The sequence below is a fragment of the Maribacter halichondriae genome (genome assembly GCF_027474825.1).
Classification (GTDB): domain Bacteria; phylum Bacteroidota; class Bacteroidia; order Flavobacteriales; family Flavobacteriaceae; genus Meishania; species Meishania halichondriae.
In genome coordinates, this window is sequence record NZ_CP107030.1 from 2,355,178 (window position 1) to 2,367,432 (window position 12,255).

Consider the following 12,255-nt stretch of genomic DNA (forward strand, 5'->3'; position numbering starts at 1 on the left):
ATGGGATTGTCTTTGCGAGCGTAGCGAAGCAATGTAAATTAAAAGAAAATTTTTTGGGCCGCCCGAAACGTATTTGCATGTGCCTCAACGATAATTTTAATGTCAGGGGAATAACCACCACCCATGCTGCACTGAACAGGTATTTGATTTTTATGACAGGTTTCGAGCACAAATTCATCCCGTTGTTTGCAGCCGGTAATGGTCATTGACAATGTACCGAGTTTATCGGTTGCGATAACATCGACTCCAGAGAGGTAGAAGATAAAATCAGGACTTACGGTATCGATAAGTTTGGGAAGATTCTCTTTCAATATGGAAAGATATTCTGAATCTTTTGTTCCTTTTTTTAAAGGAATATCCAAATCGGATTGTTCTTTTTTAAAGGGATAATTTCCCTCCCCGTGTATGGAAAAGGTAAATACGGAAGCATCGTTTTGAAAGATTTCCGCTGTACCATTACCTTGGTGAACATCTAAATCTATAATCAAAACTTTCTTTGCCAAACCTATGGCCTGAAGATATCGTGCACCTATGGCCTGATCGTTTAGCATGCAAAAAGCTTCGCCCCGATCGGTATAGGCGTGATGTGTGCCTCCGGCAACATTCATGGCGACACCATGTTCCATGGCAAATTCACAGGCTTTTATCGTGCCATCGGCAATAATACGTTCACGTTCTACCAAAACCTCGGATAATGGAAAACCGATTTTTCGAGCCTCCTTTGGTGGAATTTTGATGTTCAATAAATCATAGTAGTACTCCGGATCATGGACCGCAACGATATACTTGTCATTGGGTATTTCAGGCTTGAAAAAATTGTCGGACTCACATGTGCCTTCATGGAGCAATTGCTTGGGCAACAACTCGTATTTCAACATCGGAAAGCGATGGCCCTCAGGCAATGGGTGTTTGTAAATGGGGTGGTAGGCTATTTTGAGCACCGTTATTAACTGATTATCCCCCCATCCCCAACACTATCCTCATCAGGGTTGACAAAAACCAATTTGCCATCTGCGCCTTCGGCCAATAAAATCATGCCCTGACTTTCCGTGCCGCGCAATTTTCTCGGGGCCAAATTGATAAGTACGGTAACTTTTCTACCAATCAGTTCTTCGGCTGTAAAGTGTTCGGCGATGCCCGAAACTATAGTTCGGGTATCCAGTCCCGTATCGACTTTCATGACCATCAACTTATCTGTTTTCGGCATTTTTTCGGCCTCTAAAATGGTACCGACGCGCATGTCGAGTTTAGAAAAGTCTTCGTAAGTAATCGTATCTTTTTGTGGCATAAGGGTTTTGCTTTCGTTCTCGCCTGTGCCGAGCGCAGCCGAAGTATTAGATTTTTTGGTGGCTTCTAGCTTATCGAGTTGGGCTTGAATTTCTTCATCCTCTACTTTTCTGAAAAGGAGTTCGGCCTTTCCGATTTGGTGGCTGGAGGGGAGGAGGGGTTCATTAGACGATACGTTCTCCCAAGAGGTCTCGACTGCGCTCGACCGGACAGCAAGCATTTTTTTCAGCTTGTCAGAGGTAAACGGCAAAAACGGTTCGCTCAAAACGGCAAGTGCGGTTGCGATTTGAAGGGCGACGAACATGATGGTCTTGACTCTTTCTTCGTCTTCTTTGATAACCTTCCAAGGTTCTTCGTCGGCGAGATATTTATTTCCCAAACGGGCCAAGTTCATCAGTTCTTGACTAGCTTCCCTGAATCGATACCGTTCAATGGAACTTGAGATAATTTCCGGGTATTTTCGTAATTGATCCAACGTCTCTTGGTCGACATCCGAAAATTTTCCAGGAATAGGCACCTTTCCATCATAATACTTATCGGTCAAAACGACCACCCGATTGATAAAGTTCCCGAAAATCGCTACGAGTTCATTGTTATTGCGTGCCTGAAAGTCCTTCCATGTAAAATCATTGTCCTTAGTCTCGGGTGCATTGGCGGTCAATGTGTATCGAAGAACATCCTGCATATCAGGGAATTCCTGTAAATATTCATGCAACCATACCGCCCAGTTTTTTGAGGTAGAGAGTTTGTTTCCCTCCAAATTCAAAAACTCATTGGCAGGTACGTTTTCCGGAAGAATAAAATCTCCGTGAGACTTCAAAATCGCAGGGAAAATAATACAATGGAAAACGATATTGTCCTTACCGATAAAATGGACCAGTTTGGTGTCCTTATCTTTCCAATAGGGTTCCCAATCCTTTCCTTCCCGTTCGGCCCATTCTTTGGTTGACGAAATATATCCGATGGGCGCATCGAACCAAACGTACAAAACTTTTCCTTCGCCGCCCTCCACCGGAACGGGTATGCCCCAATCCAAATCACGTGTTACGGCACGAGGTTCGAGGCCGCCATCGATCCATGATTTGCACTGGCCATAGACGTTGGGTTTCCAATCGTTTTTATGTCCTTCTAGAATCCATTCCCTAAGAAATTCTTCGTACCGATCTAAAGGCAGAAACCAATGCTTGGTCTCTTTTGTTGTGGGTACACTACCAGTAATGGTCGATTTTGGATTGATAAGATCCGTGGCATTCAGTGATGAGCCACAATTTTCACACTGATCGCCGTACGCTTCTTCGTGACCGCATTTCGGACATGTGCCTACTACAAAGCGGTCCGCTAAAAATTGTTTTGCTTCCTCGTCATATAACTGTGCGGTGGTCTCTTCGATAAAATCACCTTGGTCATATAATTTTATGAAAAAATCAGAAGCGGTTTTATGGTGAACTTCCCGTGAGGTACGCGAATAATTGTCAAAGGTAATCCCGAAATCTTGAAAGGACTTTCGTATGATACCGTCATATTTGTCGATGACCTCTTTTGGGGTAATGCCCTCCTTTTTGGCTTTCATAGAAATAGCGACCCCATGCTCATCGCTTCCGCAGACAAAGACGATATCGTTACCGGTCAGGCGCAAGTATCGTGCATAGATATCCGCAGGAACATAAACTCCCGCCAGATGTCCAATATGAATGGGGCCATTGGTATAGGGCAGAGCGGCAGTAATCGTGTATCGTTTCGGATTTGCTTCTTGAGGCATCGAGAATAAAATTAAGCCCCAAAAATACAGATTTTTGCGAGTGGAATACCTAGAAAACCCCAAGAATATAATCGTAACGGGACTTAGAGACTGTTTTGAAATATGTCGGTTATTTTGTTATGCCCCTTTTTGCGCCATTTTAGACAAAATTTTATACCGTAGCTATGGCTATGCTATAAAATTTTGTCTAAAATGGAATCAAAAATGACCTATAATAATTCTAATCACACATTTCAAAACAGTCTCTTAAAACACAAAACCCTCGGAGTGTCCGAAGACACCGCCGAAGGTTAAGTTACATAGTGGGGGTCTTGTTAAGCGACCATAACCGATTTACTCATTTTCTGGTCCTGCACCTGTATTCTATAAATATATTTACCGGCCGCGAGATGTTGTGGCATACGTTCGCGAATATTGATTTCGGTCGAACCTTCGGTCATCATCTCATTGAAGATGGTGCCTACCTGTTGCCCTAGAATATTGAACAACTTGATATCGACGTGTGCGGTAAAAGCCATTTCAAGATAAATATGGGGCATACTGTCCGTTGGATAAAATGGCTTGTGTACGATGGCATCAAGCAATGCAGGTGTTGGCTCCGTAGGTTCTTGTGATGGTATGGTAGGTTCACCATCGCTGTACGCAATATCCGGGAAATCGACACCACTACAATTGAACCCGAGATTTACCGGTGCGTATGTATGTTGCAACAAATGCTGTTCTACCAAAGGAATATCGACGCACAACCATTCGGCCAAGACCGTGGCATAGAGGTCTCTAAAATCCATAGTGAATTCAAGGTTTCCGCGTCCATCAGGATTTTCCAATGTAGGATGTTCGCCAACAAATGCACTCCCATTGAGTCCCGAACCGAAGAACAGGGTCGGGGCCGCCTTGCCATGATCCGTGCCATTGGAACCGTTCTCAAAAATTCGTCTACCGAATTCGGAGAAAGTCATACTCAAAACTTTTTCATCTTGTTGGGTACATGCCAAATCTTCATAGAAATTGTCAATCGCTATTGATAAATTGCTCATCAATCTTTCATGGGCCAAAGGCTGATTACCATGCGTATCGAAACCACCCATTGAAATCATGTATACCTTTGTACCTAAGTTTCCTTTTATCAAATTCGCCAGTAGCGCTAGTTGCTTAGCGAAGTTATTGTCTTGATATTCAACACCACATTGCAATTCTAAACCTCGCATGTATGCCGCATGTATTTTACCGGCATACTCATTCGTTACGTTCGAGACGCCTCGTAAATATTTGATTTGATCGCCATACATACAAGTGTCATCTACTTCGTCGACCGAATACGGAAAGCCTGTTTCGGCAATTTGCTGTAACTGCTCTACATTATTTGTCACGAAGGCATAATTGGTTTCCTCGCCTTCGAAGACCAAACTACCATAATTTCCTATTTGGATGGCAGCGGGTCCTTCGGGTCGACTACCCGGAAAATCAGATAGGTAATCGGGATACAGATGTTCGAAGTGTCGCCCCATCCATCCGGTATCAAGTCCTGAAAAACCAGTCGTCTGTAAATCGGTATTCGCGAAAATATCGGATCCCGTAAAATGCGATAGACTCTGATTTTGATAACCTACACCGTGAACGGCTTTGAACTTACCCTCGGCCCACATGGGCTGCAATGCATTCATATAGGAAGGGATACCGAATTCATCCGTCAATTTTAAGACTTTACTTTCGGGGATATAGATATTCGGCCTTGCGTTGGCATAGGCGTCATATTGTTCTATAGGTATAACGGTACTTAGACCGTCATTACCACCTGATAGCCGAATGAGAATCAAAATATTGTCAGTTTCAGCGGCGGCAATGGCCGAAGTTAAAGGAGAAGGTGCTGAAGCAGTCAAAAAATTACTGCCCAGCATCATCGATCCAGAACCGGCGATGCCCAAGGCCTGTAAAAAGGAACGTCGGCTCCAGTTTTTATGTTCGTCGTCGTGGCCATCATGTTGTAGGCCTTTATATGGGGTGTTGAGTTTATTGCACATAATCGTAGGTTTTATTTGAGTTGAAATTCTGGTTGTCTTGAGAGATGTTTTAACAATTCTCTCACCTGCATGGGTACGGCTTGGCTAACTGCAAGTATCCATTGGCTAGTACCATCCTGTATATAATCATCAGAATAATAGATTTCAGGGACCTCTTCTATCTTAAAGGCCGACATACAATTCTCGAACTCTTGTGGCGTGTACATGCCTTTGGGTGTAATTTTATTCACGATGGCCTGTACCACTATTTCTGGGTTACTAGTATTCATTTGAGCACTACCGACGGCAGCCAGTGCAAAGGCCCTAAACTGTTCGTCATCGGAATCATAGAATCCATCAATAAGAGTGACCATCGTCAACCAACGCCCAATTATAAAATTGGTATTGATCCATTGGCGGTCTCTTTGCCAACCGGCCACATCGACAGGATCAAATAGTTCTTGGCCCAACAAACCACTGTAATTGATCATAGTTTCGATCGTGGTATTGTTGTAGCTGAAATTAGTTTCCGTGAGAAAGTTGAAATAAATATCGTACGGACTCTTAATAATGACCCCAATAGCCTCATCATCAAAAAAGTGTTGGCTCTTAAAAAGTTGGGATAATACCGGTGCGATTTCAAAATTATTGGCCACAAAGGTATCTGCCAATCCGTTTATGATTGCCTGTGGATGTCCTGTTGGATAGGTGCCTCCGACATTGATATCTTCCTGTTTTGAATCGGGATGTACGAAGAACTCATAGAACTTGGTACAGATAAATCTTCCGATTTCAGTAGCACGTTGCTCAAAAAGTATATTGATAACATCATCATAACCCCAATTCCCGGTCTGGCCGAATATCGTCTTGGGGCCGGTATCATGTTTGGTCGGGTCAAAGGTAACGGCCTCACAGCCTAGTTCACCGCGTTCTACATATCCGGTAATGGCTTTGGCCGTTTCGATGATATCATTCTCATCATAACCGTTACCGTCACCTAACGTGAAAAGCTCATAGAGCTCACGGGCATAATTTTCATTGGGATTGTTGCCGTTGTTGAAAACACCATCTAAATAATACAGCATGGCATCTGTCAGACCGATTTCACTTACGAAAGTCTTAAAATTGGCAATGGCATTACGCTGAAGACAGTTGATGTATTTGTAAAGAAATGCATTACATTCATATACATCCAGTTCTGTCACAAAATGGTTGCTCCAGAAAAAGCTCAAGCGATCTCTAAGATTATTGGTGAACAGGTCGTTGCCGTAGGTCAGTTGCCACTCTGCACGTTGTTGGTTCCTCAGCTGGTTCGCCGCATCATCGTCTGCGGGGTAATTACTGTTGTTCCAATTCGCCCAGGCAGGTGCCGGAGAAGGGGCTTTCCCTACAGCTTCACTTATCAGCGCATCTACTAAGGCACCAGCTTGTCCATTTTCTGCGGAGTCGATGGTGCTTACAGAGGCACTAAAGCCAAGTCTTCTGTACAAATGCGCCGCCCTATATTTATCCAAAGGGGTTGTGTAAGGCGCTAATGTAGAGGTATTACAATTAACGAAATATTCCATAGTTTTAAGGTTAAGAACAGTTCATGTGCGTAGGGGGCAGTTTCTTAACGCTTCAATGGTTTGGATAGTATCTTAATCCAAGTTTTTTCGTTGAATGGTTTGCCAATTTATGAACTTACGAGAGAATATGCCGTTCAAGTACGCATATTTTCGATGAAATACACGTTTTTGATACACTAAAGCAAGTACTGGTAATGGGAAAACATAATGAGTTTGGCAAGGAGGGCGAACAGATTGCTGTTGATTATTTAATAAAAAAAGGTTATAAAATCAAATACCGGAATTACCGCTATCTGAAATCTGAAATCGATATCATCGCTCAAAAGGAAAATGTGCTTGCCATCGTTGAGGTACGGGCCAGGAGCAATGATCAAATTATAAACATCGCGGATACCATCACCCCGAAGAAAATCAAACTGCTGGTCATGGGCGCCGACCATTATGTCACCGGACAAAACTTGGATGTTGAGGTACGTTTTGATATCATCGCCATTCTAAAAAACAAGAGAATCTTCAAAATAGACCATTTAGAGAGTGCCTTCTATCATTTTTGAACATGTTCTAAATGGAATGATTTGTTTTATTTATAACATTTTGTTATTTTTGATTTGAATTCATCCAATCAAATCAGTGAAATATGAAAACTATTTCTTCTGTCGTCGAGCAGTACATTAAAAAGAAACCCTTTCTGCAAAGTGCTTTGGCACAAGGCATCATCAACCTTACGTCATTATCGCGCATTGTAAAGCCCGAAATTGAAAACGAATTGGGAAAGGATATTCGCAACGGGGCTATCGTTATGGCGTTGAAACGACTCTCCGACGATCTTGAATTTCGTGCGACCCATAAGATAATCAAGGTTCTGAAAAATATTGGCGAAATTACCGTACGTTCTTCCCTTACCGATTTTACCTTTCTGGTCTCCGATACCATTTTGGAAAACCAAACGCAACTGCTGAAAGAAGTAAATAAGAACAAAGATGTTTTTTATACCTCTTCACGTGGTGTGAACGAACTCAATATCGTAGTCAGTAACATTTTAGATCGCACGGTAGAAGCACTTTTTGAAAATGAGCGATGCACCCAAAAAGCTGAAGAATTATCGTCTATCACCGTGAAACTTCCTGCGGAGAATGTTTCCGTACCCGGAATTTATTATTTCATTTTTCAACGTCTGGCTTGGGAAGGTATTGTATTGTACGAAGTCATTTCAACCACTAACGAGTTTACGATTCTGGTCGATGACAATCAGGTCGATATTGCCTTCAAGACCATTAAGGATTTAAAGACGCTTTAATATACGCATTCGCGATCTCGATTTATCGGGAGAAGCGATCTGTTGAATTTTATCGGAGGATTCAATTGTCTTTTCGATAATAGAAAAGACAGATTACTTCGTCGCTTGCTCCTCGTAATTGCGTCTAATTATTCAAAAAATCCACTACTTCTTTATCGGTTTGGGGGTTAGCGATAATACGTTTCTCCTTGTCCAAAATAAAATAGGTGGGTGTACGCTGAATGGCATAGGCCTTGGCATATTCGCTCTCCCATTTACCCAGGGCGATGACATGTTCGAAATGATCCAACTTTGCAGATTCGATTTTCCAGTTTGCTTCATTGGCCTCCAATCCTACGGCCAGAACCTTAACATCATCGTTCGACGTCAATTTTTTATGCAAAGGTGGAAGCTCTTTGAGGCAATGCGAACAGGTGCTGCTCCAAAAAATAACGACGTAGCACTCCGCGTCTTCCCATTCGCTTAATTTTTTGGTGGTATTTCCATCTTTCCAAGTGATTTCAGGAGCTTTTGCACCATTACGTATGCGATTGTTTACTTCGATATCCGCAATGATTTTTTGATTGTCCGTGATTTGGGCAAGATTTTTTAAATAGGTAGTGAAGACAAAATCGGCAGTATCGTTAAAACCGCTTGCATTCGCGATATTCCATATTTTATGAAAAATATGCATCTGATAGGAGGAACCCGTGTCTTTTAGTTTTTCGTGTATGGTCCTTATATTTTCTTGTAAGGTCTTTTCGGTTTCTGTCTTTGAGATTCTTTCTGTGCTAATCGGGGTGAAGACATAGTTGGTCAATTTATCGGTAAGAAAACCCGAGGCCTGTAATATTGGATTCTTAACATCGAGATGTTTAAAGAACTGATCTTTCTTATGTTGCCAATAGGTTTCCGTAGTTTCATACTCCGAAGGAATATAAGGTCGGTTGGCCTTTACAAAGTCGTGCACCATCATATTCTTGGTGCTTTGCTCGTAGGCGGTCTGTATATCTTCCAGTTTTTCGCCTAGTTTCTTATAGGCCTCCTTGTCCGTATCTGTTTTCCCGCTGGCATAAAAGTCCATAAATTCTTGTTTGACCCCGGTAATTTCCCTGAAGTAAGCGTTGAAGATTTTGTTCTCTTCCGAGGAAACGAATGAAATTCCCTTTTGGGCATCGAAATTGAATTGAATATTTTCCTTTCCGTTATATAGAACATCAAAATAGAACTCCTCTTGTGGTATGCCGTAGACCAGACGATACATTCCCGCAGGTGCGTTCGGGGGAATCTGCATGCTGAACTTTCCGTCATTTATAGCAGTATCGGCTACATATCCTTGGGTGCCGGGCTGCAGCCCGTATGCGATTAACCAAGTGTAATCCTTGGTGGGAGAAAAGGTGCCCGAAATAGTATATTGGGCACGTACGGAAAAGGCCATGGTCAGGACCAAAACAAAAAGTAGTTGTTTCATAACAGAATTTGAATTAAATATAGGTACAAATGGAGGCTTACTATTTGATTTTTTGTTCTTCATTGCCCCTTTGTTGTAAGGTTTTGGTCGTTCGCCCAGTTCCCGTACACAGCATCACGGAAGCTTTTGTGTAGTCCGATACCATCATAGGGGAATAGTTGCACGAATAGCACGGCGGTCAAATCGTTTACGGGGTCTACCCAAAAGAGTGTACTTGCGGCTCCGTCCCAAAAAAACTCACCGACTACGCCCATATTTTCTTCAGCATTGATAGGAGGCGCTACGCGAACGGCAAAATCGATACCGAAACCGACTTGCCCTTTGCTGGGTAGAAAGTGTCGTTTGATCACGCTGTCGGCCAGTTGGTTGGTGGCCATTAATTTTACGGTTTCGGGTTTAAGGATCGTGACGGAGTCCAACCTACCTTTATTGACCAACATTTGGGCAAATTTCATATAATCGTCGAGGGTCGAGGTGAGTCCCGAGCCACCTCGGGTCAAGGGCCATTTTTTGATATAATTTTCATAGGTGATGGTATCTCGTTCCAATTGTCCTTCTCCCGTTCTTCGGTAGAGTGCTGCAAACTGGTCGTGGTCTTCTTCGGGAATAAAATAGCGGGTCTTGTCCATACCCATCGGATCCAATACATGCTCACGTACATAATCACTATAGGGTTGTCCTGAAATACGCTCCACTAAAAAAGCCTGTACATCCACCGAAGAACCATACAGCCATTCCTCCCCTGGGTGAAATGTCAAAGGCGTCTGGCCCATAATTTCAGCCATCTGCATCAAGGTGTTTTCACGGTTGAGGGCATCGACTTCGGAAACTATTTTTCCCAAACCGGAAGTGCCTCCACTGCCAAAACCTGCCGTATGCCGGGTAATGTCACGAATAGTAATTTCACGGTTTACATCTTCCAAGATGGGGTTGCCCTGTGCGTCTTCACCCACGTACACTTTCATGTTTTCGAACTCAGGAGCGTATTTTGAAAGCGGGTCGTCGAGGTCGAATTTCCCTGCTTCGTAGAGGGTCATCAAAGCTGTACCGGTAACAGGTTTGGTCATCGAATAGATCTGAACAATGGTATTGCGATCCATTTTTTTACTGGCTTCGCGATCGGCATACCCGAAAGCGTTATAGTATACTTCTTGGCCTTTTTCAAAGATCAGGGCGGAGACGCCTGCGATGTTTTTAGAATCAACGAAAGCATTTAGAGTTGAATCGATACTGGTTTTTGTAGTTTCGGTAATTATTTTTGCTTCGTTTTCAACGATAGATTCTTGCTTTGGAGTTTCCTTGCAGGTGGAGAAAAGTAGTACTGTCAGTGATAGAAAAACTATGAGTTTGTATTTCATTGGATATGATTTTTTTGAAGGCCGTTATTGAGCGGTTTGAAGATACGGAAAACTGTTTTCAAAAATGGTGTTCATATTAATCGAGCCATTATTAAATCATAAATTAAAATGAAATAACTTTTGATGAACTATAAAATAGTGACAGACTATCTTCAAAAAGGTTTTTCTAAAATACCGCCGCAACTATGTAACTTAAAAACACAAAATCTTTTACTTTGTCAATCTCCATTTCGCACGCGGCTTCCTCGATAATAGTGCATTGGCCTCAGAATCTCCGATGAATCTTTCTTTCTTGGAGTTCCACTGAAGTTTTCTTTTCAATCGGTACGAGATGAGGCCTAGATGCATGGGTAGGGTCATCTCACGGGCATAGGCTAAATTTGATTCGGGTTGGGTCCGTGACTTTACTGCATCTACAAAATTCTGTTGGTGGCCCGGGGAGCGTAAGATACTTTGGGGTGTTTCGGGAATATCGGTCACCGTTTCACCATTGATGGTAATTTCACGGGTGCTATAATCGCAAATCAAGGTACCCTTGTCACCTTCAAAATAAGCTCCAATACCTCGCTCTGCCGCACCCGGTACATTGGGCGGTTCGGTAGTCCAATAGAGGTTTAGCCCGTCGAATTCATAATCGATATCGATCCATTTGGGAGTGTCGGCGATACCTGCCGCTTCTTCCCCGCGCGCTGAAATACTTCGTAAGCCCTTGGGTTCCATAGCCCAGAAAGCCACATCGGCAATATGGCACCAAAAATCCGCAAAGAAGCCTCCGGAGTAATCTAAAAAATATCGGTACGTAAAGTGACATTTCTCAGGTACATAATCTACATAGGGTGCCGGCCCCAGCCACATGTCCCAATTCAACCCCTTGGGCACGGCCACAGGTTTTGGGTTGCCCAAATCAGGCGGAGCTCCTGTTTTCCATAAGCGAACCGTATGTACGTTGCCAATGGCCCCTGACTTGATAATCTCCACTACACGGTGGTAGTTATCGGTGGCATGTATCTGGGTGCCCATTTGAAAAATGCGGTTGTGCTTTTCCAAGTGTTTTAGCATCATTTGCCCCTCTTTGACATCGTAGGAAAGTGGTTTTTCACCGTATACATCCTTTCCGGCCTGAAAAGCCATGGCCGCAATCTGGGCATGCCAATGGTCGGGTGTGGCACAGGTAATGGCGTCAATATCTTGACGATCTAAGATTTGTCTAAAATCACCATACCCTTTGACCTTTTTTCCAGGTTGTAAGGTCTCCATGGTTTTTAGGCTGCTAGCCAGGTGACCTTCATCGACATCACAAAGGGCTACGACATCCACCTCTGGTAATCCGGTGAACCATTTCATATGGTTGTTTCCCATGCCGCCCACACCGATATGCGCCACCTGTAGGCGATCGCTTGCGGCGAACTTGCCGTATGCCGAGGGTAAAAGGGTAAGGCCTAAGAGCCCTAGGCCCGTTTGTTTTATAAATTCTCTACGCGGTTGGTCTTTTGATTGCATATGCCTAGTTTTTGGTTCACTTAAATATAGGGAAAC

General features: G+C 43.2%; 9 protein-coding genes. 2 read left to right on the top strand and 7 right to left on the bottom strand.

The genetic code is table 11. The features are described from left to right. Positions 1 to 38: 38 nt before the first annotated feature. The 4 genes from N8A86_RS10720 to N8A86_RS10735 form a co-directional block, all read right to left on the bottom strand. On the bottom strand, positions 39 to 941 hold the full coding sequence (locus tag N8A86_RS10720) for a histone deacetylase family protein (protein WP_273565380.1): 903 nt from the start codon (positions 939 to 941) through the stop codon (positions 39 to 41). 5 nt (positions 942 to 946) lie between these two features. After that, positions 947 to 3,046 carry a methionine--tRNA ligase gene (gene metG / locus N8A86_RS10725; RefSeq protein WP_273565381.1) on the bottom strand — a complete coding sequence of 700 codons (2,100 nt, stop codon included), beginning with the start codon at positions 3,044 to 3,046 and terminating at the stop codon, positions 947 to 949. Positions 3,047 to 3,360: 314 nt separating this feature from the next. Beyond that, complete coding sequence (locus tag N8A86_RS10730) at positions 3,361 to 5,067, bottom strand: DUF1501 domain-containing protein (RefSeq protein ID WP_273565382.1); 1,707 nt, start codon at positions 5,065 to 5,067, stop codon at positions 3,361 to 3,363. An 11-nt stretch (positions 5,068 to 5,078) separates the two neighbouring features. Further along, positions 5,079 to 6,614: a DUF1800 domain-containing protein gene (locus tag N8A86_RS10735; RefSeq protein WP_273565383.1), complete on the bottom strand. Its 1,536-nt coding sequence runs from the start codon at positions 6,612 to 6,614 to the stop codon at positions 5,079 to 5,081. A 194-nt stretch (positions 6,615 to 6,808) separates the two neighbouring features. Here N8A86_RS10735 and N8A86_RS10740 point away from each other — a divergent pair, with 194 nt between their 5' ends. Together N8A86_RS10740 and N8A86_RS10745 are read left to right on the top strand one after the other, a co-directional pair. Further along, a complete protein-coding gene (locus N8A86_RS10740) occupies positions 6,809 to 7,168 on the top strand; it encodes a YraN family protein (protein WP_273565384.1) in 360 nt (119 codons plus the stop codon). A gap of 83 nt (positions 7,169 to 7,251) precedes the next feature. Next, positions 7,252 to 7,911 (top strand): aspartate kinase, encoded by a 660-nt coding sequence (locus N8A86_RS10745; RefSeq protein WP_273565385.1) that lies wholly within the window; start codon positions 7,252 to 7,254, stop codon positions 7,909 to 7,911. Positions 7,912 to 8,035: 124 nt separating this feature from the next. Here the strand turns inward: N8A86_RS10745 and N8A86_RS10750 are convergent, their stop codons facing one another. The 3 genes from N8A86_RS10750 to N8A86_RS10760 form a co-directional block, all read right to left on the bottom strand. Further along, positions 8,036 to 9,361: a TlpA disulfide reductase family protein gene (locus tag N8A86_RS10750; RefSeq protein WP_273565386.1), complete on the bottom strand. Its 1,326-nt coding sequence runs from the start codon at positions 9,359 to 9,361 to the stop codon at positions 8,036 to 8,038. Positions 9,362 to 9,420: 59 nt separating this feature from the next. Then, positions 9,421 to 10,719 carry a serine hydrolase domain-containing protein gene (locus tag N8A86_RS10755; protein WP_273565387.1) on the bottom strand — a complete coding sequence of 433 codons (1,299 nt, stop codon included), beginning with the start codon at positions 10,717 to 10,719 and terminating at the stop codon, positions 9,421 to 9,423. A 210-nt stretch (positions 10,720 to 10,929) separates the two neighbouring features. Next, on the bottom strand, positions 10,930 to 12,219 hold the full coding sequence (locus N8A86_RS10760) for a Gfo/Idh/MocA family protein (protein WP_273565388.1): 1,290 nt from the start codon (positions 12,217 to 12,219) through the stop codon (positions 10,930 to 10,932). Positions 12,220 to 12,255 lie beyond the last annotated feature (36 nt).